Genomic DNA, 23175 nt, shown 5'->3' with positions numbered 1-23175 from the left:
CCGATCCGGCCTGCGGTCCGGGCGGCCATGGGGTCCTGCCCCTTGCACCCCCCCGAGATATGTTCCAAGACGGCGGGAGACGACGCCAATCCGACGGGGCCAGGATGACCAGTGCAGTGAAACCCACCGAAGAGATCTCGGTCCGCGAGGTCTTCGGCATCGACACCGACATGATCGTGAAGGGGTTCGAGACGCCGACCGACCGGGTGCCCGATCTCGACCCGACCTACAAGTTCGATCCCGATACCACGCTGGCGATCCTTGCGGGCTTTACCCATAATCGCCGGGTGATGATCCAGGGCTATCACGGCACCGGCAAGTCGACCCATATCGAGCAGGTCGCCGCCCGGCTGAACTGGCCCTGCGTGCGGGTCAACCTCGACAGCCATATCAGCCGGATCGACCTGATCGGCAAGGATGCGATCAAGCTCAAGGACGGAGTCCAGGTCACCGAGTTCCAGGAGGGCATCCTGCCCTGGGCGCTGCGCAACCCCTGCGCCATCGTCTTCGACGAATACGACGCCGGCCGGGCCGATGTGATGTTCGTGATCCAGCGGGTGCTGGAGGTCGACGGCAAGCTGACGCTTCTGGACCAGAACCAGGTGATCACCCCCCACCCCTATTTCCGGCTGTTCGCGACGGCGAACACCGTCGGTCTGGGCGACACGACCGGGCTTTATCACGGCACCCAGCAGATCAACCAGGGCCAGATGGACCGCTGGTCGCTGGTCGCGACGCTGAACTACCTGTCCCATGACGCCGAGACCGCGATCGTTCTGGCCAAATGCCCGCATTACAACACCGACAAGGGCCGCAAGCAGATCGGCCATATGGTGACCGTGGCCGATCTGACCCGGACCGCCTTCATGAACGGCGATCTCTCGACGGTGATGAGCCCGCGGACGGTGATCGCCTGGGCGCAGAACGCCGAGATCTTCCGCAGCGTGGGCTTTGCCTTCCGGGTGACCTTCCTGAACAAATGCGACGAGCTTGAACGCCAGACCGTGGCCGAGTTCTATCAGCGCCTGTTCGACGAGGAACTGCCCGAAAGTGCCGCGAGCATGAGCCTGGGGTAAGACCGTGCATATCGGGCTGATCGGCGGGATCGGTGTCGCGGCGACGGTGGTCTACTACCAGCGCTTGACCGCCGCCGCCGACCGGCTCGGGGTGCCCCTGCGGCTGACCATCAGCCATGGCGACATCCACAGCCTGATCCGCAACAATCTGGACGATGCGCGCGAGGCTCAGGCCGCGATCTTCGCGGACCGGCTGGCCGGGCTGAAGGGCGCGGGCTGCGACTGTGCCGCGCTGACCTCGCTGGGCGCGCATTTCTGCTTTGACGAGTTGAAACGGCGGGGTGTGCTGCCGCTGGTGTCGGGCGTCGCGCCGCTTGACGACGAGTTCGCGGCGCGGGGGCTGCGCCGGGTGGGTCTTCTGGGCACGCAGGTGGTGATGGAGACCCGGCTTTACGGCCAGTTGCGCCGCACCGAGGCCGTCGCGCTCGATGCCGAGGCCGAGGCGCTGGGCCGGACCTATCGCGAGATCGCGGTGGCGGGACAGTGCGATCCCGACCGGCGCCGGGTGCTTCAGGACGCCGGGCGGCGCATGGTCGAGGATCTGGGCGCCGAGGCCATCGTGCTGGCGGGCACCGATCTCAACCTCGCCTTCGACGGCACCGATCCGGGCTATCCGGTGATCGACGCGCTCGACGTGCATGTGGCGCTGCTGGCGCGGCTTGCGGCGGGTGCTGTCGCGCTGTCCGATGTGGCGGCCTGAGACGCGCCCGCTTCGCATCGCGGCGGCGGCGTTGACCGCCTGTCTCGCCGCCGTCGCCCCTGCCCCGGCCCGGACCGCCGACCCGGCCTTTCCCGCTATCGACTGTGCCGCGCTCTGGTACGCCACCGCCGATTTCCGCGCCCGCTACGCGCTGGCCGAAGGGTCGCCTGACGAGGCCCGCGCCATGGCCCGCGCCTTTCGCGACGCGGGCGTCGCGCTTACGGACGACCCGGAGGCGGCAGTCGATGCGCGCATCGACAAGCTGCGCCCGATCTACCTGCTGCTGATGAGGCGATACATCCTGGACGGGAATCGCCGCGCACGCGACCAGTATGTCCGCCTGTCGGGCCTCTGCGACGATTTCGGCCGCGAGAAGGCCCTGCCCGGCCACCGGGTTCCGGACCGATAGGCCGGCCCGTCCCTTGCCGACAAGGCGGATGGCCCCGGGCCATGACAGCATGTTTACATCACTCGTATATACATCTTGACGCAGCGTCGATCTGTCATACCATTGTCATATGGAAAAGGCAGGCACACGCATAGCGGGAATCGCCCTAATTCTGGCGCTGGCGGCCACCGCCGCGGCTGCCCGCCCCGCGACGCCCGGCACCCCCTGGAAGCGGGCCGAGCTGTTCGCCACCTGCTCGGGCCGCCTTGCGGCCGTGTCGGCGCGCCAGCAGGCGGTCGACGATCCGGCCTGGCCCCGCACGATGGACCAGCGCGACATGTTCAACCTGATGCTCGAGGCGACCCTGCCCGAGGCGATCCGCTTCGGCGTGCCGAAGGACGAACCCGTGCTGTGGCGCTCGGCCGGCTGGACCGAGATGGCGGGCCTTCTGGCCGATATCGCCTACAGCTTCGACAGCGGCCGCGCCGACCGGGCGCGCGCGGCGCTGGCCGACCGGATGTCGGATTGCACCGGGCTGCTTCTGGGCGGCTGAGCCGGAACGACCGTCTTTCCCCGCGCGGCCACTGGCCAATTCCGGTCAACCTTTCTAGATTGACCTCCGCAAGCCACGCGGACACTGCCCCATGACCAAACCCACCGACAATCCCGCCGATCCGTTCAAGAAGGCGCTGGCCGAGGCCACCAAGGTCATGGCCGACGATCCCGATCTGGGCATCAGCTATTCGGTGGACCCGCCGGGGCTGACCGATGACGCGGTGCGGCTGCCGCAGGTCTCGCGCCGGATGAGCCGCGACGAGGTGCTGCTGGCGCGCGGCACGGCCGACGCCTTTGCGCTGCGCCACAAGTATCACGACAGCACCACCCATTCGCGCTATCGCCCCTCGGGGCAGATGGCGCGCGATCTCTACGAGGCGATGGAGATGGCCCGCTGCGAGGCGGTGGGCGCGCGCGTCATGCCCGGCACCGCCAGCAATATCGACGCGATGATCGGCGCCGAGGCCGCGAAGAAGGGCTATGCCCAGGCCCGCGAGGCAAGCGAAGTGCCGCTGCCGGTCGCGGCGGCCTATATGGTGCGCCATCTGGCGACCGGCCGCCCGCTGCCCAAGGGCGCCGATCAGGCCATGGAACTGTGGCGCGGGTTCATCGAGGAGCAGGCCGGCGCGGCGCTGGACGGGCTCGACCATGCGCTGGCCGATCAGGCGGCGTTTGCGCGGCTGTCCCGCAAGGTGATCGCCGATCTGGGCTATGCCGATCAGCTGGGCGACGACCCCGACGCCGATCAGAACGACGACGAGGACAGCTCGGCCGAGACCGAGGAAGACGCGCCCGAGGAATATGGCGAGGAGGAAAGCCAGGACAGCGACGAGGCCGATGCCAGCCCCGAGCAGTCCCAGGACGACATGCAGGACGCCGCCCAGGCCCATGTCAATCCTGACGATGTCAGCGACATGGAGATGGGCGAAGAGACCGAGCTGCCCGAGGGCGACGCGCCGCTGGAACCGCCACCGCCCGCGCCCCATTCCGAGGCCGATCCCGAATACAAGGTCTTCACCGCCGCCTTCGACGAAGAGATCGGCGCCCAGGATCTGGCGGAACCGGCCGAGCTGGAACGGCTGCGCGCCTATCTGGATCAACAGCTCGACCCGCTGAAGGGGGCGGTCGGCCGTCTTGCCAACAAGCTGCAGCGGCGGTTGCAGGCCCAGCAGAACCGCAGCTGGGAATTCGACCGCGAGGAAGGCATCCTCGATGCCGGGCGTCTGGCCCGCGTTGTGGCGAACCCGACGACGCCGCTCAGCTTCAAGGTCGAGAAGGATACCGAGTTCCGCGATACCGTGGTGACGCTGCTTCTGGACAATTCGGGCTCGATGCGCGGGCGGCCGATCTCGATCGCCGCGATCTGCGCCGATGTGCTGGCGCGCACGCTTGAACGCTGTCAGGTCAAGGTCGAGATCCTTGGCTTTACCACCCGCGCCTGGAAGGGCGGGCAATCGCGCGAACAATGGCTGGCCGAGGGCCGTCCGCAAGGCCCGGGCCGCCTGAACGACCTGCGCCACATCGTCTACAAGAATGCCGATGCGCCCTGGCGGCGGGCGCGCGAAAATCTGGGTCTGATGATGAAAGAGGGCCTGCTGAAGGAAAATATCGACGGCGAGGCGCTGGAATGGGCGCACAGGCGGATGCTGGTGCGGCCCGAGGCGCGCAAGATCCTGATGGTGATCTCGGACGGCGCGCCGGTGGACGATTCGACCCTGTCGGTCAATGCCGCCAATTACCTTGAAAAGCACCTGCGCGACGTGATCGCCATGGTCGAACGCCGCAAGGCGGTCGAGCTGATCGCCATCGGCATCGGCCATGACGTGACGCGCTATTATCAGCGCGCCGTGACCATCACCGATGTCGAACAGCTGGCGGGCGCGATGACCGAACAGCTGGCCGCGCTGTTCGACAAGGACCCCCGCGCCCGCGCGCGGATGTTCGGGATCAGGAAGGCAAGCTAGATGTTCCAGAGCTTCGACAGCAGCACCCGTCCCGAGGACGGCCCGGTCCGGCTGGCCCGCCTGCGCGAGGAAATGGCCCGCGAGGGGCTGACGGGTTTTCTGGTGCCCCGCGCCGATGCCCATCAGGGCGAATATGTGGCGCCCCATGACGACCGTCTGGCCTGGCTGACGGGCTTCACCGGCTCGGCCGGGATCGCCTGCATCCTGATGGACCGCGCCGGTGTCTTCATCGACGGGCGCTATCGGGTACAGGTCAAGGCGCAGGTCGATCTGGCGCATTTCACGCCGGTGCCCTGGCCCGAGACGAAACCCGGCGACTGGCTGAAGGCGGCGCTGCCGCAGGGCGGCGCGGTCGGGATCGACCCCTGGCTGCACACGCCGAAAGAGCTGGACGCGCTGACCGAGGCGCTGGCGGGCACCCAGGTCTCGATCCGCGAGACGCCCAATCTGGTCGACCGGATCTGGGCCGACCAGCCCGCCCCGCCGCAAGGCCCGATCGCGCCCTATCCCGAGGATCTGGCGGGCGAATCCCACGCCGACAAGCGCGCCCGGATCGGGCGGCTGCTGGCCGAGGCAGGGCAGAGTGCGGCCGTGCTGACCCTGCCCGATTCCATCGCCTGGCTGCTGAACGTGCGCGGCGCGGACATTCCGCGCAACCCGGTGCCCCATGCCTTCGCGATCCTGCATGACGACGGCCGGGTGACGCTTTATGCCGATCCGGCCAAGGTGACCGACGCGCTGAAGGCCCATCTGGGCCCCGAGATCACTTTGCGCCCCGCAGGCGCCTTCGGGCCGGGTCTGCGCAGCCTTCTGGGCCGGGTCCGGGTCGATCCGGCTTCGGCGCCCCTGTGGGTGCTGCGCCAGCTCGAGGATGCGGGCGTCGAGGTCGCGCTGGCCGAAGACCCCTGCATCCTGCCCAAGGCGCGCAAGACAGCCGCCGAACTGGCGGGCGCGCGCGCGGCCCATGCCCGCGACGCGGTCGCGATGATCGAGTTCCTGGCCTGGATCGACGCCGAGGCGCCGCAGGGCGGGCTGACCGAAATCGACGTGGTGCGCGGGCTGGAAGAGTTCCGCGCCGCGACCGGCAAGCTTCGCGACATCAGCTTCGAGACCATCGCGGGCGCGGGGCCGAATGGCGCCATCGTGCATTACCGGGTGACCGAGGCCACAAACCGCCGCGTCGCGCCGGGCGATCTGCTGCTGGTCGATTCGGGCGCGCAATATCTCGACGGGACCACCGACATCACCCGCACCGTGGCCATCGGCCCCGTCCCCGAAGACGCGAAGGCGCCCTTTACCCGGGTGCTGAAGGGCATGATCGCGATCTCGCGGGCGCGGTTCCCCAAGGGGCTCGCGGGCCGCGATCTCGATGCGCTGGCGCGCAATGCGCTCTGGCAGGCCGGGCAGGATTACGACCATGGCACCGGCCATGGCGTCGGCGCCTATCTGTGCGTCCATGAAGGGCCGCAGCGCATCGCCCGGATCTCGACCGTGCCGCTGGAGCCCGGGATGATCCTGTCGAACGAACCCGGCTATTACCGCGAGGGCGCCTTCGGCATCCGGATAGAGAACCTGATCGCGGTCGAGGTAGCCCCGGCATTGTCGGGCGGCGACGACCGGCGGATGCTGTCCTTCGAGACGCTGACCTGGGTGCCCATCGACCGTCGGCTGATCGCCCCCGAGATGCTGGATGCGGGCGAGCGCGCCTGGCTCAACGCCTATCACGCCGAGGTCGCGCACCGGGCCGGGCCGGATCTCTCGGACCGGGCGCGGGCCTGGCTGACCGGGGCGACGCTGCCGATCTGACCGGCGGCCCGACCGGCCCCGTCCGACCGGTCGAAGAGACCGCGGGCCCGGGCGGAACTGGACAAGACAAAGCCAAGCATGACAGAACGGCGGCGCAAAACCTGCCGCCGTGAGGCATCCGACAGGACCGAGGGAGAACACGCATGTCCGACCATATCACGATCCACAAGGCCGAGGGGGCCTGGGTGGTCCGGGCCGGAGGCGCGGTGATCGCCGAAAGCCGGAACGCACTGGAACTGTCCGAGGGCAGCCTGAAGCCCGTCATCTACTTCCCGCGCGAGGATGTGGCGATGGCCTTCCTCGACCGCTCGGACAGCCGGACCACCTGCCCGCACAAGGGCGTGGCCAGCTATTTCACCCTGCGCGCAAAAAGCTACGACATCGAGGACGCGGCCTGGTCCTACGAGGATCCGAAACCGGGCCTCGAACGCATCGCGGGGCATCTGGCCTTCTATGCCGACAAGGTGACGGTCGAACAGCTTTAGGCCCGTTCGCCACAGGGACACCTGCCGCTCAGGAATGCTCCTCGGCGGCGGTCATCGCCAGCGCCCGCGAATAGGCGCGCAGCGCATCGACATGGAAAAGCGCGCCCATCAGCGCGGGCTCGCCCCCGTCGGCGGGGCGGGCCACCACCGGCACGAAGCCGTGGCCCCATTTCTCGAAGACCGGCAGCGCCTCGACCAGGGTCGCATCCGCCTCGAACATCACCCCCTGCCCGATCAGTTCCGCGCAGGCCGCCTCTGACGGCGCGCCGGCGCTGTCCTTCGCGCGCATCAGCACGCCCGCGGTGAAGGCCGCCAGCAGATAGGATTGCGGCCCCGCCGCCAGCCGCTTGCCGCGCCGTTCCAGCTGGGTCAGGAAGAAGGACCGGTTGACGAGGCGGCTGGCCAAAGCGGTCGACAGCGACACCGCCACCATCACGGCAAGCCCCGTTTGCCAGTCGCCGGTCATCTCGAAGACGATCATCGTGGTCGAGATCGGCGCGCCCAGCACCGCCGCCGCGACCGCCCCCATCCCCGCCAGCGCATAAAGCGTCTCGGCCCCCGAGACATTGGGAAAGGCCGCCGTCGCGACATAGCCGAAGGCGAGCCCGGTCAAAGCCCCCACCATCAGCGAGGGCGAGAACACGCCGCCGCCCATCCGTCCGGCCATGGTCAGCGACACGGCCACGCATTTCAGCAGGCAGAACACCACCGCCTCGTGAAAGATCAGCGTCCCCGTCAGCGCGGCCGAGGTGGTCTCGTACCCGACGCCGATGATATGCGGAAACCAGATCGCCATCGCCCCGAGGCCCAGCCCCGAGACCGCTGGTCGCAGCCAGCGCGGCATCCGGGTCTTGCGCTGGACCGCGTCGCCGATCCCCTCGGCCCAGAAGATCGACCGCATCAGGATCACCGCGACCAGACCGCAGACCAGCCCCAGCAGCAGAAAGGCGGGCAGTTCGCCATAAAAGGCCAGCCGGTCGTCCTGCGGCAGGGTGAATTCCGGCACGCCGCCGAATTCAAGCCGGTTGATGACCGTGCCCGCCACCGCCGCCACGGTGATGGGCGCGAAGGCATGGACCGCGAAATGCCGCAAGACGACCTCGAGCGCGAAGAGCGTGCCCGCGATCGGCGCGTTGAACGAGGCCGAGACGGCGGCCGCGACGGCGCAGCCCAGAAGGTCGCGCCCGGTGATGCCGTCGGCATGAATCCGGTTCGACACCCAGGTCGCGACCACGCCCGCCATATGCACCACCGGCCCCTCGCGACCGGTCGAGCCGCCCGAGGACAGCGTGATCAGCGAGGCCAGCGCCGAGGCGATCCCCGCCTTGACCTCGACCCGGCCCTCGTTCAGCGCGGCGCCCTCGATGACGTCGGCAACCGAGCGCACCCGCGCATCGGGGGTAAAGCGGTGCAGCACCAGCCCGACCACCAGGCCGCCGCAGGCCGGGATCAGCAGGATCCAGGCCCAGTGCACGGTCTCGGCAAAGCTGTGCAGCCGGTGCGGGTCCTCGACGCCGTAAAGCGCGCCTTGCAGCGCATCGATCCCCAGACGAAAGCCAAGCGCCGCGAATCCCGCCGCCACACCGATGGCCGCGGCAATGAACCAGAATTGGACCTGGGTCGGCCCATGGACGCGCAGCACACGCATTGCGTCATTCAACAGGCGGAAAAAGCCACCGAGAGTTGTCGATTTCCGCCTTTTCACCCCGTCCTGCCCGGCATTTCGCCTCTTTTGGCCGCGTAGATTTGCCGAGGCTTTTCCCGGCCGCCGCTCTCGCCTAGGGTGCCCGCCGCTGGAACCGTATGGAGTACCCCGATGTCGAAACCGGACGCCCTCACCGAACTCGGGGAAATGCTAGGCGATCGCTTCAGCCGCTCCAAGTCCGATCTGGACCTGCACGGGCGCAATGAAACCTATTTCCCGCTTCTGCCTCCCGATGCGGTGGCCTATCCGGAAAGCACCGAGGAAGTCTCGCAGATCGTCCGGATCTGCGCCGCGCATGGCGTGCCGGTGATCGGCTGGGGCCGGGGCACGTCGCTGGAAGGGCACGCGCTGGCGCTGAAGGGCGGGATTTCGGTCGATTTCAGCCGGATGAACCGGGTGCTGAAGGTCCATCCCGAGGATATGGACGTGGTGGTTCAGCCCGGGCTGACCCGCGAGGAGCTGAACCGCGAGCTGCGCGCGACCGGGCTGTTCTTCCCGGTCGATCCCGGCGCCAATGCCTCGCTGGGCGGCATGGCCTCGACCCGGGCCTCGGGCACCACGGCGGTGCGCTACGGCACCATGCGCGAGAACGTCCTGGGGCTTGAGGTCGTGCTGGCGGACGGGCGGGTGATCCGCACCGGGACGCGGGCGCGGAAATCGGCGGCGGGCTATGACCTGACCGGGCTGTTCGTGGGCGCGGAAGGCACGCTGGGGCTCATCACCGAACTGACGCTGAAACTGCATGGTCAGCCCGAGGCGATTTCGGCCGCAGTCTGCGCCTTCGACGAAATCGGCCCGGCCGTCGATACCGTGATCCAGACCATCCAGCTGGGCATCCCGATGGCCCGGATCGAGTTCGTCGATGCCGCGACCGCCGCCGCCTTCAATTCCTATGCGGGCGCCGAGATGCCCGAGAAACCGCATCTAATGATCGAGTTCCACGGGTCGGCCTCGGCGGTGGCGGAACAGGCCGAAAGCTTCGGCCAGATCGTCGCCGACAATGGCGGCGACGGGTTCAGCTGGTCGTCGCGTCCCGAGGACCGCACAGCCCTCTGGACCATGCGCCACAACGCCTATTACGCCTGTCTGGGGCTGCGCCCCGGCGCGACCGCGCTGGTCACCGACATGTGCGTGCCGATCTCGCGGCTGGCCGAGGCGGTGGAAGAGACCCGCGCCGACATCGCCCGGTCCTCGATCCCCGGGCCGATCCTCGGCCATGTGGGCGACGGCAACTTCCACGCGATCCTGCTGGTCGAGCCCGGCAACGAGGCCGAACTGGCCGAGGCCAAGGCGCTGTCCCACCGCATGGTCGAGCGGGCGCTGCGTCTGGGCGGCACGGTCACCGGCGAACATGGCATCGGCATGGGCAAGCTCGGCTACATGGAAGAAGAACACGGCCAGGCCTGGGAGGTGATGGGCGAGATCAAGCGCGCCCTCGACCCGTCTGCGCTGATGAATCCCGGCAAGATGGTGCCCGGGAACTGACCAAGGGGAACCGAGGCCCGGCCCCCGCTGTCCGAAAGCGCGGGGCCGCCCTGTCACACGGCGCGCGGCGCAGCGAGGCGATCGGCCCCGAAGGCCGGCGGGGACCCGCGCGCAACGCCTTTCGGAACGCAGCGATCCGCCTTTCCGCACTGGTGCCGATGAGGTTTTGCCGCTACACTGCGCCTCAGACCCGGAAAACGGGCATTGACAGAGGCTGATCGAGGCAGTGGCCCATGACGGAGATGGTCTATGGCACCGCGCCCATACGGGCGGGTGAACCCGTCCTGCCGCGCTGGTGGCGGACGGTAGACAAGTGGGCGATGTCCTGCGTGCTGCTGCTGTTCGGCGTGGGCATGCTGCTGGGCCTTGCGGCCTCGCCGCCGCTGGCCGAGAAAAACGGCTTTCCGCCCTTCTATTACGTGGAACGTCAGGCGGTCTATGGCGGGCTCGCGCTGTGCACGATGCTGATCGTCTCGATGTTCTCGCCGACACAGGTGCGGCGGCTCGGGGTCATCGGCTGCGGCGGAGCGCTGCTGGCGCTGGTTCTGCTGCCGCTTTTCGGCACCGATTTCGGCAAGGGCGCGGTGCGCTGGTATTCGCTGGGATTCGGTTCGGTCCAGCCCTCGGAATTCCTCAAGCCCGGCTTCATCATCCTCACCGCCTGGCTGATGGCCGCGGCGCAGGAGGTCGAGGGCCCGCCCGGCAAAACCATGTCGCTGGCGCTGGCCGTGGTCGTCGTGAGCTTTCTGGCCCTGCAGCCCGATTTCGGACAGGCGGCGCTGATCCTCTTTGCCTGGGGGGTGATGTATTTCGTGGCGGGCGCCCCTTTCATGATCCTGGTGGCGGTGGCCGGCGGCGTCGTCTTCGCGGGCACCATCGCCTATGAGAATTCGGACCACTTCGCGCGCCGGATCGACGGCTTCCTGAACCCCGAAATCGACCCGCGCACCCAGCTTGGCTATGCCACCAACGCGATCCGCGAGGGCGGCTTCTTCGGGGTCGGCGTGGGCGAGGGCCAGGTCAAGTGGTCGCTGCCCGATGCGCATACCGATTTCATCATCGCGGTCGCGGCCGAGGAATACGGCCTCGTGCTGGTCGCGGTCATCATCACGCTCTACTGCGCCATCGTGATCCGGTCGCTCTTCCGGCTGCTGAAAGAGCGCGATCCCTTCATCCGGATCGCGGGCACCGGGCTTGCCTGCACCTTCGGCGTGCAGGCGCTGATCAACATGGGCGTCGCCGTCAAGTTGTTGCCCGCCAAGGGCATGACCCTGCCCTTCGTCAGCTATGGCGGCTCGTCGCTGATCGCGGGCGGTATCATGGTCGGCATGCTGCTGGCCCTGACCCGCAACCGGCCCCAGGGTGAGATCACCGACCTTCTGCGCCGGAGGACCCGCGAATGAGCGCCCCGCTTCTGGTCATCGCCGCCGGGGGCACCGGCGGGCACATGTTCCCGGCCCAGGCCCTGGCCGAGACGATGCTGGCGCGCGGCTGGCGGGTGAAGCTGTCGACCGATGCGCGCGGCGCGCGCTATGCGGGCGGCTTTCCCGACGCGGTCGAGATCGAAACCATCGCCGCCGACAGCCCAGACCGGGGCGGTCTTGTGGCACGCGCGGCCTCGCCCATTCGGCTGGGCGCTGGCGTCGCCGCGATGCTGTGGCGGATGCTGCGGGACAAGCCGGCCGTCGTCGCGGGCTTCGGCGGCTATCCCTCCTTCCCGGCCCTGACGGCTGCGACGCTGCTCAAGCGGCCTCGGATGATCCATGAACAGAACGGCGTGCTGGGCAAGGTCAACCGGCTGTTCGCGCCCAAGGTCCATGCGGTCGCCTGCGGGGTCTGGCCAACCGAGCTGCCCGAGGGGGTCGAGGCCTTTCATACCGGCAACCCGATCCGGGCCGCCGTGCGCGAACGCGCGGGCGCGCCCTATATCCCGCCCGGCGACTATCCGATGAGCCTCGTCGCCATCGGCGGCAGCCAGGGCGCACGGGCGCTGTCGGACAGCGTGCCCGCAGCCATCGCGGCCCTGCCCGCCGAGATGCGCGGCTATCTGAGGGTATCGCATCAGGCCCGCGAGGAGGATCTGGACCGCGTGGTCGCGGCCTATGACGCCGCGGGCGTCACGGCCGAGGTCCGGCCCTTTTTCGACGACATTCCCGCCCGGCTGGCCGAGGCGCAGCTGGTGATCAGCCGCTCGGGCGCGTCGTCGGTGGCCGATATAGCCGCCATCGGGCGGCCCGCGATCCTGATCCCCTACCCGCATGCCGCGGGCGATCACCAGACCGCCAATGCGCGGGGCCTGGTCGCGGCGGGGGCCGCGATCCTGATCCCCGAATCCGCCCTTGACCCGGCCGCGCTTTCAGACCAGATCGCCACGGTTCTGGGCCAGCCCAAGGGGGCGATGCAGATGGCCGTGGCGGCGATGCGCTGCGGCAAACCCGATGCCGTCGACGGGCTGGCCGAGATCGTCGAGGCACTGGGCGGAGAAGGAAAATGATGAACGCGGCGACAAAGCTGCCGACCGATGTGGGGCCGATCCATTTCGTCGGGATCGGAGGCATCGGCATGTCAGGCATTGCCGAGGTCCTGTTGAACCTCGGCTACCGGGTGCAGGGCTCGGACCTGAAATCGAGCAAGATCACCGACCGGCTGGCGGGCCTTGGCGCGACCGTCTTCGAGGGCCAGCGCGAGGAAAACCTGGAAAACGCCGAGGTCGTGGTGATTTCCTCGGCCATCAAGCCCGGCAACCCCGAGCTTGACGCGGCGCGGCGGCGCGGCCTGCCCATCGTGCGCCGGGCCGAGATGCTGGCCGAGCTGATGCGGCTGAAATCGAACGTCGCGATCGCGGGCACCCATGGCAAGACCACCACGACGACGATGGTGGCGACGCTTCTCGATGCGGGCGGGCTCGATCCGACCGTCATCAACGGCGGCATCATCCATGCCTATGGCTCGAACGCCCGGATGGGTGCGGGCGAATGGATGGTGGTCGAGGCCGACGAATCCGACGGCACCTTCAACCGGCTGCCCGCGACCATCGCGGTCGTGACCAATATCGACCCCGAACACATGGAGCACTGGGGCAGTTTCGAGGCGCTGCGGCAGGGCTTTTACGACTTCGTGTCGAACATTCCCTTCTACGGGCTCGCGGTCTGCTGCACCGATCATCCCGAGGTGCAGGCGTTGGTCGGCCGGGTGACCGACCGCAAGGTGGTGACCTTCGGCTTCAACGCCCAGGCCGATGTGCGCGCGGTGAACCTGCGCTATCGCGCGGGCCAGGCCGAATTCGACATCGCGCTGCAGACCGAAGACATGCTGATCGAGGGCTGCACGCTGCCGATGCCCGGCGATCACAACGTCTCGAACGCGCTCGGCGCGGTGGCGGTCGCCCGCCATCTGGGGCTGAAGGCCGACGAGATCCGAGGCGCTTTGGCGGCCTTCGGCGGGGTCAACCGGCGCTTTACCAAGGTGGGCGAGGCCAACGGGATCGCCATCATCGACGATTACGGCCACCACCCGGTGGAAATCGCCGCCGTGCTGAAAGCCGCGCGGCAAGCGACGGAAGGGCGCGTCATCGCCGTACATCAACCGCACCGCTACACGCGGCTGCATTCGCTGTTCGACGATTTCTGCACCTGTTTCAACGAGGCCGATGTGGTGGGCATTGCCGAAGTCTATGGCGCGGGCGAAGACCCGATCCCGGGCGCGACCCGCGACGATCTGGTCGCCGGGCTGATCCGGCACGGCCATCGCCATGCCCGGGCCATCCTTTGCGAAGACGATCTTGAACGGCTGGTGCGCGAGCAGGCCGGGCCGGGCGACATGGTGGTCTGCCTCGGTGCGGGCACGATCAGCGCCTGGGCCAACAACCTGCCCGTGCGGCTGAGGGATAAGGGAGCGGACGGAGCGGCATGATTCCCTATCTGGTCATAGCAATCTGCGGCGCGGCGCTGGTGGCGGGCGTGCTGGGCCTGCGGGCGCTGAGGCGCACCTCGCCCTCGATCACCGCGGCGGTCCTGCTGACCGCGGCGGTGGTCGCGGTGTCGCTGGTTCCGACCGGCGATCTCTTCGGCCCCGAGGCCGCCTTGGCCGGGCCGTTCCGCGAATCCGCCACGTTGCTGATCGACCTGCCCGCGGGCATCGGCGGCGCGCTCGGGGCACTCTCGGGCGACAACCGGTCCGAAGGCGGCGCAGAATGATCGCGCGCAGGGTCAGGGGCCACACCGTCCCGGCCCGCCCGTCCGCCCCGCCTCCGTCCGCCCCGCCTCTGGCCGCACGCGCGACCGGCGGCACGCCATCCGCCAGTCGCCCCGCCAGTCCTCGCCACCGGGCACGGCCCGACAGTCCCGCCACCTCGGTCCGAAAGGCCCCGAAATGACCCTCTCGCTGATTCTCGCCTGTCTCTGGGTGCTGGTCGCGACCGCGGTCGGCCTTTTGCCCGAAAAGCTCCACTGGCCAGGCGCCTATGCCCTGATCGCCACCGGCATCCCGCTGGTGGGCTTCGTGACCTACCAGAGCGGCCCGGTCTGGGGCCTCATCGCCCTGGCGGCGGGGGTGTCGATCCTGCGCTGGCCGCTGATCTACCTGGGCCGCAGCCTGACCAAGCGCAGGCGCAGCCATACCGGCGAATGACCGGGCCGACGCTCCTTCTGGCCTATGCCAGTTGGGCCGTCGGTCCTGTCGTCGCCTATGCAGCACTCGGCCACGGGCTCAAGCGCAGCGCCATCGGGTTCACCGTGCTCTTCGGTCTTTACACCACCGCCGTCTGGCTGATCTGGGGCGGCTTGCAGCTTCAGAAGGCCAGCGGCGGCGGCGGCCTCGCCCCCATCGCGGTGCTGGCGCCCTGGGGGGGCGTTGCGGTGCTGTCGGCGCTGTTATATGCGCTCGGCGCATGGATCGGAGACGGCGAATGACCCCAATGCCCGCGACGCGCGGCACGCTCACCCCCGGCCGGAGCCTGGCCGACCTGACCTGGCTGCGCGTCGGTGGCCCGGCCGATTGGCTGTTCCAGCCCGCCGATATCGAGGATCTGGCCGCCTTCCTTGCCGCCTTGCCGCCCGAGATCCCGGTCTTTCCGATGGGCGTGGGCTCGAACCTCATCGTCCGCGACGGCGGACTCAGAGGCGTGGTGATCCGGCTCGGCCGCGGCTTCAACGCGATCTCGGTCGCGGACGGACAAGTGACGGCGGGCGCCGCGGCGCTCGATTCCTTCGTGGCGCGTCAGGCGGCGGCGGCGGGGGTCGACCTCAGCTTCCTGCGCACCATTCCGGGCGCCATCGGCGGCGCGGTGCGGATGAATGCGGGCTGCTATGGGCGCTATCTCGCAGATGTCTTCGTCTCGGCCCGCGCGGTCACGCGCCAGGGCGAGATCGTGACGCTGGCGGCCGAAGACCTGAACTTCCGCTACCGCCAGACCGACCTGCCCGAGGGCTGGGTCATCGCCGAAGCCGTGCTGGCCGGGCCCCCGGGCGATCCCGAGGCGCTGGCGGCGCGAATGGCGGACCAGCTGGCGCGCCGCGACGCCTCGCAGCCCACCAAAGAGCGAACCGCCGGATCGACCTTCCGCAACCCCGCGGGCCACAGCTCGACCGGTGCGGCAGATGACACCCACGAGCTGAAAGCCTGGAGCCTGATCGATGCTGCGGGCTTAAGGGGGCTTCGCAAGGGTGGCGCGCAAATATCTGAAAAACATTCGAATTTCCTGATCAACACTGGCGGCGCAACGGCGGCGGATCTGGAAGGGCTTGGCGAGGACGTCCGAAAAAGGGTTTTTCAATCCTCGGGAATACAGCTAGAATGGGAGGTACTGAGGGTCGGCGAACCGGCCCCGGTCGAACCATAAGCGCGCGGAGCGAAAAGGCCCGCGCAACACGAGGCAGCACCAGTGGCGGGCGAGTCGAGCAGGACAGCCCCCCGTGTGGCGGTATTGATGGGTGGCCCCTCGTCGGAACGCGAGGTGTCGCTGTCGTCCGGGCGCGAATGCGCCATCGCCCTGCGAGGGGAAGGCTTCGACGTGATCGAGGTGGATGCCGGGCAGGACCTGCCCGAGCAGCTTCGTGCGTCTGCGCCCGACGTCGTCTTCAATGCATTGCATGGCCGCTGGGGCGAGGATGGCTGCGTCCAGGGCCTGCTGGAATGGCTGCGCCTTCCCTATACCCATTCGGGCGTGCTGGCCTCGGCCCTGGCGATGGACAAGCAGCGGTCGAAAGAGGCCTATCGCTCCGCCGGGCTGCCGGTGGTCGAAAGCCGTCTGGCCTGCAAGGCCGAGGTCTCGGCGCGCCATGTCATCGCGCCCCCCTATGTGGTCAAGCCCAACAACGAGGGCTCGTCGGTCGGCATCCATATCGTCCATGAGGCCGCCAACACCCCGCCCCAGCTTGGCGCCGAGATGCCCGAGATCGTCATGGTCGAAACCTATGCGCCGGGCCGCGAGCTGACGACCACGGTGATGGGCGACCGGGCGCTGACCGTGACCGACATCCTGACCGACGGCTGGTATGACTATCACGCCAAATACGCGCAGGGCGGCTCGCGCCATGTGGTGCCCGCCGATCTGCCCGGCGAGATCTTCGCGGCCTGCCTCGACTTCGCGCTGCGCGCCCATGACGCGCTGGGCTGCCGGGGCGTCAGCCGGACCGATTTCCGCTGGGACGACAGCCGCGGGCTCGACGGGCTGGTCCTGCTGGAAACCAATACCCAACCCGGGATGACCCCCACCTCGCTGGCGCCCGAACAGGCCGCGCAGTGCGGGATTTCCTTCGGCCAGCTCTGCCGCTGGCTGGTGGAGGACGCCTCATGCGACCGCTGAGCCCGCCCTCGTTCCGCGATCCCGCGCCGTCGCGATGGGCCTATCGCGCCCAGCGGCTGTGGCTGACGCCCTTCGTCCGCAAGGCGGTGCTGAAGGGGCTGCCGCTGGTGGTGCTGGCCGCGATCCCGGCGATCTGGCTGGCCGATGCCGACCGCCGCGCCGCCATCGGCGACAGCCTTGCCGAGTTCCGCCGGGACATCGAGACCCGGCCCGAATTCATGGTCAAGCTTCTGGTCATCGAGGGCGCCTCGGCGCCGATCGACCGCGAGATCCGCGCCACCGTGCCGCTGAACCTGCCCGCCTCGTCCTTCGATCTGGACCTCGAGGCGATGCGGCAGGCGGTCACCGCGCTCGATGCCGTGAAATCGGCCGAGCTGCGGATCCGGTCCGGCGGCGTGCTGGAAATGAAGATCCAGCAGCGCGAGGCGGCGCTGGTCTGGCGCAGCCGCGACGGGCTGAGCCTGCTCGATGCCGAAGGCCGCCGCGTTGCCGCGCTCGACAGCCGCGAATCCCGCGCCGACCTGCCCCTGATCGCGGGCGATGGTGCCGAAACGGCCGCGCCCGAGGCGATGGCGCTGTTCGCCGCCGCCGCACCGATCTCCGAACGGGTGCGCGGGCTCGTGCGCATGGGCGAACGCCGCTGGGACGTGGTTCTGGACCGCGACCAGCGCATCCTTCTGCCCGAAACCGGCGCGGTCGCGGCGCTGGAACGGGTGATCGCGCTTGAGGACGTGTCGGGCATGCTGGCACGCGACATCGTCGCGGTCGACCTGCGCAACCCGTCGCGGCCGACGCTGAGGCTTGCGCCGGCCGCCATCGAAGACTTCCGGAAAATCCAGACAACACAGGCAGGAGCGGTGAATTGATGACGGACCTCTATCACTCGCAGCGGGCGATGCGGCGGATGCGCAAGCTGGCGATGGACCGGGGCGTGATCGCCATCCTCGACGTGGGCAGCTCGAAAGTCGCCTGTCTGGTGCTGCGCTTCGACGGCATCGCGCCGCGCGGCGGGGTCGAGCAGATGGGCGCGCTGGCCGGGCAGTCGCGGTTCCGGGTGATCGGTGCCGCCACCACCCGCTCGCGCGGGATCCGCTTTGGCGAGATCCACGGCATGAACGAGGCCGAACGCGCGATCCGCACGGCGCTGCAGGCAGCCCAGAAGATGGCGCAGGTCCGGGTCGATCAGGTGATCGCCTGCTTCTCGGGCGGCGAGCCTCGCTCCTACGGGCTCGACGGTCAGGTCACGGTGCTGGACGATGCGGTCGCCGAACAGGATGTTGCCCGGGTGCTGGCCGCCTGCGACATGCCCGAGATCGGCGCGAACCGCGAGGTGCTGCATGCCCAGCCGGTGAATTTCGCGCTGGACCATCGCTCGGGCCTTGTCGATCCGCGCGGCCAGGTCGGCCACCGGCTGGCCTGCGACATGCATATGCTGACGGTCGATGGCGGCGCGGTGCAGAACCTCGTCCATTGCATCAAGCGCTGCGATCTGGAACCGGCGGGGCTGGCCTCGTCGGCCTATGCCGCAGGCATCTCGGCGCTGGTCGAGGACGAACAGGAACTGGGCGCGGCCTGCATCGACCTGGGCGGCGGCGCGACCGGGATCTCGATCTTCATCAAGAAGCACATGATCTATGCCGACAGCGTGCGGATGGGCGGCGAACATGTGACCTCGGACATTTCGAAGGGGCTGCATGTGCCGCTGTCGACCGCCGAGCGGATCAAGACGCTTTATGGCGGCGTGGTCGCGACCGGCATGGACGACCGCGAGATGATCGATCTGGGCGGCGACAGCGGCGATTACGAGACCGACAGCCGCTCGGTCAGCCGGGCCGAGCTGATCGGGATCATGCGCCCCCGGGTCGAGGAGATCCTCGAAGAGGTGCGCGCGCGTCTCGACGCCGCGGGCTTCGAGCATCTGCCGAGCCAGCGGATCGTCTTGACCGGGGGCGGCAGCCAGATCCCGGGACTTGACGGACTGGCCGCGCGAATCCTCGGCAACCAGGTCCGGCTCGGCCGGCCGCTTCGGGTGCACGGGCTGCCGCAATCGGCGACCGGCCCCGGATTCGCGGCGCTGGTGGGCTTGTGCCTTTTCGCCGCGCAGCCGCAGGACGAATGGTGGGATTTCGAGATGCCGATGGATCGGTATCCGGCCCGATCGCTGAAAAGGGCCGTCAGATGGTTCAAGGAAAACTGGTGAACGCAAGATATCGGGTGATCGGCAAAATCTCGCGGACAGCTGTCAAGCCGCATATGGATTTTGTGGTATTAAAGCGTTTTTTCCGTGACGATCACGCACTAGTTGCGTAGGATAAGACTAGATTTTGCGTAGAACGGCCCCCGGGCCACAAAGAAAACAGCAGGCGGACCAAACCTATGGCACTAAACCTCACCATGCCTGAGCAGGAAGAGCTCAAGCCGCGGATCACGGTGTTCGGCGTCGGTGGCGCCGGGGGCAACGCCGTCAACAACATGATCGAGAAGCGTCTGGAAGGCGTCGAGTTCGTGGTGGCGAACACCGATGCCCAGGCGCTTCAGCAATCGAATGCGCAGGCCCGGATCCAGATGGGCGTGAAGGTGACCGAGGGTCTCGGCGCCGGGGCCCGTCCGACGGTGGGCGCGGCTGCGGCCGAGGAATCGATCGAGCAGATCGTCGATCATCTGGCGGGCGCGCATATGTGCTTCATCACCGCCGGGATGGGCGGCGGCACCGGCACCGGGGCTGCTCCGATCATCGCCCAGGCGGCGCGCGAGCTGGGGGTTCTGACCGTCGGCGTGGTGACCAAGCCCTTCCAGTTCGAGGGCTCCAAGCGGATGCGTCAGGCCGAGGACGGCGTCGAGAACCTGCAAAAGGTCGTCGACACGCTGATCATCATCCCCAACCAGAACCTGTTCCGGCTGGCCAACGAGAAGACCACCTTCACCGAGGCCTTCTCGATGGCCGATGACGTGCTTTATCAGGGCGTGAAGGGCGTGACCGACCTGATGGTCCGTCCGGGCCTGATCAACCTCGACTTCGCCGACGTGCGCGCGGTGATGGACGAGATGGGCAAGGCGATGATGGGCACCGGCGAGGCCGATGGCGAGGATCGCGCGATCCAGGCCGCCGAGGCGGCGATCGCCAACCCGCTGCTGGACGAAATCAGCCTCAACGGCGCCAAGGGCGTGCTGATCAACATCACCGGCGGCTACGACCTGACGCTGTTCGAACTGGACGAGGCCGCGAACCGCATCCGCGACGTGGTCGATCCCGATGCCAACATCATCGTCGGCTCGACCCTCGATCCGGACATGGACGGGCGGATGCGCGTGTCGGTCGTGGCGACCGGCATCGACGCGGCCGCGCGGACCGAGGACATTCCGCTGCCCCGCCGCCCGATGCGCGAGCCGCTGCGCCGCGCCGAGGTGCAGGACGCCCCGGCCGCCGCACAGCCCGCACATGTGCAGGCCCCGGCCCAGCGTCCCGCCGCCGTTGCCGCCGTTCGCGAGCCGGTGGTTCAGGAGCCGGTCGAGGAACCCTCGCTCTTCTCGAGCTTCGATCCGGCCAATGCCGGGCCGAACGCCGAGGATCTGGTCGAGACGGCCCGCGGCGGCGCCGATCTGCCCCCGCCCGCCTACCAGCCGGCCGAGGAGCCCGAAGCCGAAAGCTTCGTCGCGCCGCGTCCGCGGTCTCCGGGCGAGCCGACCCCCGAGACGCTGGCCCGCCTGCGCGCGGCCGTCGCCAAGACCCCGGCCCGCCAGCCGGTTCAGGCGACGATGACGGCCGGGCAGCCGGACGATCAGCGGGGCGACAAGGGCCGGTTCGGCATCGGGTCGCTCATCAACCGGATGTCGGGCCATGCGCCGGAGCAACCCGAGCGGAGCCCCCACACCTACCGCCAGCAGCCGCCGCTTTATAGCCGCGGGCCGGCGGCCTATCAGGAAGAAGAGGATCTGGACCCCGATCAGGAACGGATCGAGATCCCGGCCTTCCTGCGGCGTCAGGCGAACTGACCGCCGCCCGCCCGGGGGGCGCCATGGGCGCAGCTTTGCAGATTGCGAGACTGGGGCCGGTTCGCCGGCCCCGTTTTCGTTTCGCCCCCTCGCGTGTTCGTGCGGAAGTGACGCAACGTCAGATTGAAACACGCCATCCGGGGTGCAGAATTTTCCATTTCATTTCAATCCCCTGCAAGGCAGGCGAGTTCTCGCCGACCAGGCCGGGCCGTTGTTTCAGACCGTTGCAATGTTTGAATTGAGCAGACCGGGGCGGGCCTCTACATCCAAGATGCCGGGACGTGCGAAGCCCGGATCAACCGAGAGCAGGTCCGAAATGCAGACGACGCTGAAATCCCCGATCACCTTCACGGGCACCGGCCTTCACACCGGGCGTCCGGTGCGCCTGACGATCCATCCTGCCTCTGCCGAATACGGATTGTGGTTCCGCCGCACCGATATCGACGGGCCCGATGCGCTGATCCCGGCGCGCTGGGATGCGGTCGAGCCGTCGCGGCTGTGCACCAAGCTGGCCAATGGCCGGGCCTCGGTGATGACCGTCGAACACCTGATGGCAGCGCTTGCCGGCTGCGGCGTGCATAACGCGCTGATCGAGATCGACGGCCCCGAAGTGCCGGTGATGGACGGATCCTCCGCGCCCTTCGTGCAGGGCATCCTGTCGCGCGGCCTGCGCCGCCTCGCGGCCCCTGTCCGCGTGCTGCGCATCCTCGAACATGTCGAGGTGTCCGAAGGCGACGCCCGCGCCAGCCTCGGCCCGGCCGAGACGTTCGAGATCGACTTCGAGATCACCTTCGCCGATACCGCAATCGGCCATCAGGCCCGGCGGCTGAACATGGCCAATGGCGCCTTCGTGCGCGAGCTGTGCGACAGCCGCACGTTCTGCCGCAACGCCGATGTCGAGGCGATGCGCGCGGCCGGTCTGGCGCTGGGCGGCACCTTCGACAATGCCGTCGTGTTCGATGGCGACAAGGTCCTGAGCCCCGGCGGGCTGCGTCACCGCGACGAACCCGTGCGCCACAAGATGCTGGATGCGCTGGGCGATCTGGCGCTCGCCGGCGCCCCGATCCTGGGGCGTTATCGCGGCGAACGCGCCGGGCATGCGCTGACCAACCGTCTGCTGCGCGCGCTTTTTTCGCAGCCCGGGGCGTTCCGGCTGGAAACCTGTTCGCCCGACCAGGGCGCGGTCCTGCCCGGCTTCGGCGTCAATTCCGCCGATCTGAAGGCCGTTGCCTGAGCGCTGCAGTTTCCGCGCCAAAGGCGTTTTGCACCGGATTTTTCTGTGCTAGGACAGCCCCAAGGCCCGGAAGGAGTGCGCATCAAGCACCGGTCGCGGGCAGCGTTTGAGGACGGGGTAACGGGCAGATGGCGACAGGCAGCAGGCGCATCGGAGCGGTAGCGGCAATCTTGGTGCTTTCGCTCACGGCGGCCTGCGACCCGATCGGGTCGCGCAAGCCGCCGCCGCTCGAATCCTACGACGCCCCCGCGATCTACCAGATGGCCGAGACCAAGCTGGAGAAGGATCGCGACCTCGAGGAGGCCGCGCGTCTTTATGGCGAGGTCGAACGGCTTTATCCCTATTCCGAATGGGCCAAGCGCGCTCTCATCATGCAGGCCTATACCTATCATCAGGCCAAGGATTACGAGAACGCCCGCGCCTCGGCGCAGCGCTATATCGACTTCTATCCGGCCGACGAGGATGCGGCCTATGCCCAGTATCTGCTGGCGCTGAGCTATTATGACCAGATCGACCTCGTGGGTCGCGACCAGGGCCTGACCTTCCAGGCGCTGCAGGCGCTTCGGACCGTGATCGAGCGCTATCCGGACAGCGAATATGCCCAGTCCGCGATCCTCAAGTTCGACCTCGCCTTCAACCATCTGGCGGCGAAAGAGATGGAAGTCGGCCGGTTCTATCTGAAAAGAAAGAACTATGCGGCGGCGGTCAACCGGTTCCGGGTCGTGGTCGAGGACTTCCAGACCACCACCCACACCGCCGAGGCGCTGTACCGGCTGATCGAGGCCTATCTGGCGCTGGGGCTCGACAGCGAGGCGCAGACGGCCGGCGCGATCCTCGGTCACAACTTCCAGAGCACCGACTGGTACGCGGACGGCTACAAGCTGCTGCAGGCCAAGGGTCTGGAACCCGAGGCCAAGGGCGACGGCTGGCTCAGCACGATCTACCGGCAGATGATCAAGGGCGAGTGGCTCTGATCCGA

At 68.3% G+C, this 23175-nt stretch carries 22 protein-coding genes; 21 read left to right on the top strand and 1 reads right to left on the bottom strand.

What is annotated here, in order from left to right; all coding sequences use genetic code 11:
* The first annotated feature begins 104 nt into the window (after positions 1-104).
* From cobS to BYZ73_RS09385, 7 genes are all read left to right on the top strand, one after another.
* Complete coding sequence (gene cobS / locus BYZ73_RS09415; RefSeq protein WP_108027784.1) at positions 105-1076, top strand: cobaltochelatase subunit CobS; 972 nt, start codon at positions 105-107, stop codon at positions 1074-1076.
* A gap of 4 nt (positions 1077-1080) precedes the next feature.
* Positions 1081-1776 carry an aspartate/glutamate racemase family protein gene (locus BYZ73_RS09410; protein WP_112315762.1) on the top strand — a complete coding sequence of 232 codons (696 nt, stop codon included), beginning with the start codon at positions 1081-1083 and terminating at the stop codon, positions 1774-1776.
* Positions 1777-1807: 31 nt separating this feature from the next.
* The gene (locus BYZ73_RS09405) at positions 1808-2185 is read left to right on the top strand and encodes a hypothetical protein (protein ID WP_146176279.1); all 378 of its coding nucleotides are present in this window, start codon (positions 1808-1810) and stop codon (positions 2183-2185) included.
* Between the two features lie 109 nt (positions 2186-2294).
* Entirely contained in the window at positions 2295-2717 is a 423-nt protein-coding gene (locus BYZ73_RS09400; RefSeq protein ID WP_108027787.1) for a hypothetical protein, read from the top strand.
* A 91-nt stretch (positions 2718-2808) separates the two neighbouring features.
* Positions 2809-4683, top strand: coding sequence for a cobaltochelatase subunit CobT (gene cobT, locus BYZ73_RS09395; RefSeq protein WP_112315760.1), 1875 nt, complete (start codon positions 2809-2811; stop codon positions 4681-4683).
* Positions 4684-6489 carry an aminopeptidase P family protein gene (locus BYZ73_RS09390; RefSeq protein ID WP_112315759.1) on the top strand — a complete coding sequence of 602 codons (1806 nt, stop codon included), beginning with the start codon at positions 4684-4686 and terminating at the stop codon, positions 6487-6489.
* Positions 6490-6632: 143 nt separating this feature from the next.
* Positions 6633-6974 carry a DUF427 domain-containing protein gene (locus BYZ73_RS09385; protein WP_075786538.1) on the top strand — a complete coding sequence of 114 codons (342 nt, stop codon included), beginning with the start codon at positions 6633-6635 and terminating at the stop codon, positions 6972-6974.
* 28 nt (positions 6975-7002) lie between these two features.
* Here the strand turns inward: BYZ73_RS09385 and BYZ73_RS09380 are convergent, their stop codons facing one another.
* Positions 7003-8622 carry a chloride channel protein gene (locus BYZ73_RS09380; protein ID WP_112315758.1) on the bottom strand — a complete coding sequence of 540 codons (1620 nt, stop codon included), beginning with the start codon at positions 8620-8622 and terminating at the stop codon, positions 7003-7005.
* 168 nt (positions 8623-8790) lie between these two features.
* Between BYZ73_RS09380 and BYZ73_RS09375 the strand changes: the two genes are divergently transcribed.
* The 14 genes from BYZ73_RS09375 to BYZ73_RS09310 all read left to right on the top strand — a co-directional run bounded on the left by BYZ73_RS09375 (position 8791) and on the right by BYZ73_RS09310 (position 23170).
* Positions 8791-10164, top strand: coding sequence for an FAD-binding oxidoreductase (locus BYZ73_RS09375; RefSeq protein WP_112315757.1), 1374 nt, complete (start codon positions 8791-8793; stop codon positions 10162-10164).
* Between the two features lie 233 nt (positions 10165-10397).
* Complete coding sequence (locus BYZ73_RS09370; protein WP_112315756.1) at positions 10398-11567, top strand: peptidoglycan glycosyltransferase FtsW; 1170 nt, start codon at positions 10398-10400, stop codon at positions 11565-11567.
* Complete coding sequence (locus BYZ73_RS09365) at positions 11564-12658, top strand: UDP-N-acetylglucosamine--N-acetylmuramyl-(pentapeptide) pyrophosphoryl-undecaprenol N-acetylglucosamine transferase (protein WP_112315755.1); 1095 nt, start codon at positions 11564-11566, stop codon at positions 12656-12658. The genes BYZ73_RS09370 and BYZ73_RS09365 overlap by 4 nt, the downstream gene beginning before the upstream one ends.
* The gene (murC, locus tag BYZ73_RS09360; RefSeq protein WP_112315754.1) at positions 12658-14076 is read left to right on the top strand and encodes a UDP-N-acetylmuramate--L-alanine ligase; all 1419 of its coding nucleotides are present in this window, start codon (positions 12658-12660) and stop codon (positions 14074-14076) included. The genes BYZ73_RS09365 and murC overlap by 1 nt, the downstream gene beginning before the upstream one ends.
* Positions 14073-14360: a hypothetical protein gene (locus tag BYZ73_RS09355; protein WP_108027795.1), complete on the top strand. Its 288-nt coding sequence runs from the start codon at positions 14073-14075 to the stop codon at positions 14358-14360. The genes murC and BYZ73_RS09355 overlap by 4 nt, the downstream gene beginning before the upstream one ends.
* 175 nt (positions 14361-14535) lie before the next feature.
* Positions 14536-14793, top strand: coding sequence for a DUF2484 family protein (locus BYZ73_RS09350; RefSeq protein ID WP_108027796.1), 258 nt, complete (start codon positions 14536-14538; stop codon positions 14791-14793).
* A complete protein-coding gene (locus BYZ73_RS09345) occupies positions 14790-15074 on the top strand; it encodes a hypothetical protein (protein ID WP_112315753.1) in 285 nt (94 codons plus the stop codon). Before BYZ73_RS09350 ends, BYZ73_RS09345 begins: the two co-directional genes overlap by 4 nt.
* Positions 15071-16003, top strand: coding sequence for a UDP-N-acetylmuramate dehydrogenase (murB, locus tag BYZ73_RS09340; protein WP_112315752.1), 933 nt, complete (start codon positions 15071-15073; stop codon positions 16001-16003). The genes BYZ73_RS09345 and murB overlap by 4 nt, the downstream gene beginning before the upstream one ends.
* A gap of 87 nt (positions 16004-16090) precedes the next feature.
* The gene (locus BYZ73_RS09335) at positions 16091-16969 is read left to right on the top strand and encodes a D-alanine--D-alanine ligase (protein WP_245943107.1); all 879 of its coding nucleotides are present in this window, start codon (positions 16091-16093) and stop codon (positions 16967-16969) included.
* Positions 16957-17835: a cell division protein FtsQ/DivIB gene (locus BYZ73_RS09330; protein WP_108027800.1), complete on the top strand. Its 879-nt coding sequence runs from the start codon at positions 16957-16959 to the stop codon at positions 17833-17835. The genes BYZ73_RS09335 and BYZ73_RS09330 overlap by 13 nt, the downstream gene beginning before the upstream one ends.
* Positions 17835-19169, top strand: a complete 1335-nt coding sequence (ftsA, locus tag BYZ73_RS09325; protein WP_108027801.1) for a cell division protein FtsA — start codon at positions 17835-17837, stop codon at positions 19167-19169. Before BYZ73_RS09330 ends, ftsA begins: the two co-directional genes overlap by 1 nt.
* Before the next feature lie 176 nt (positions 19170-19345).
* Complete coding sequence (ftsZ, locus tag BYZ73_RS09320) at positions 19346-20962, top strand: cell division protein FtsZ (protein ID WP_108027802.1); 1617 nt, start codon at positions 19346-19348, stop codon at positions 20960-20962.
* A 316-nt stretch (positions 20963-21278) separates the two neighbouring features.
* On the top strand, positions 21279-22196 hold the full coding sequence (gene lpxC, locus BYZ73_RS09315) for a UDP-3-O-acyl-N-acetylglucosamine deacetylase (protein ID WP_112315750.1): 918 nt from the start codon (positions 21279-21281) through the stop codon (positions 22194-22196).
* A 128-nt stretch (positions 22197-22324) separates the two neighbouring features.
* On the top strand, positions 22325-23170 hold the full coding sequence (locus BYZ73_RS09310; protein ID WP_112315749.1) for an outer membrane protein assembly factor BamD: 846 nt from the start codon (positions 22325-22327) through the stop codon (positions 23168-23170).
* Positions 23171-23175 lie beyond the last annotated feature (5 nt).

The sequence above is a fragment of the Rhodovulum viride genome (assembly GCF_003265965.1).
GTDB classification, from domain to species: domain Bacteria; phylum Pseudomonadota; class Alphaproteobacteria; order Rhodobacterales; family Rhodobacteraceae; genus Rhodovulum; species Rhodovulum kholense.
The sequence above is the reverse complement of the archived record's forward strand: the minus strand, read 5'-3'. Positions and strand labels throughout refer to the sequence as shown.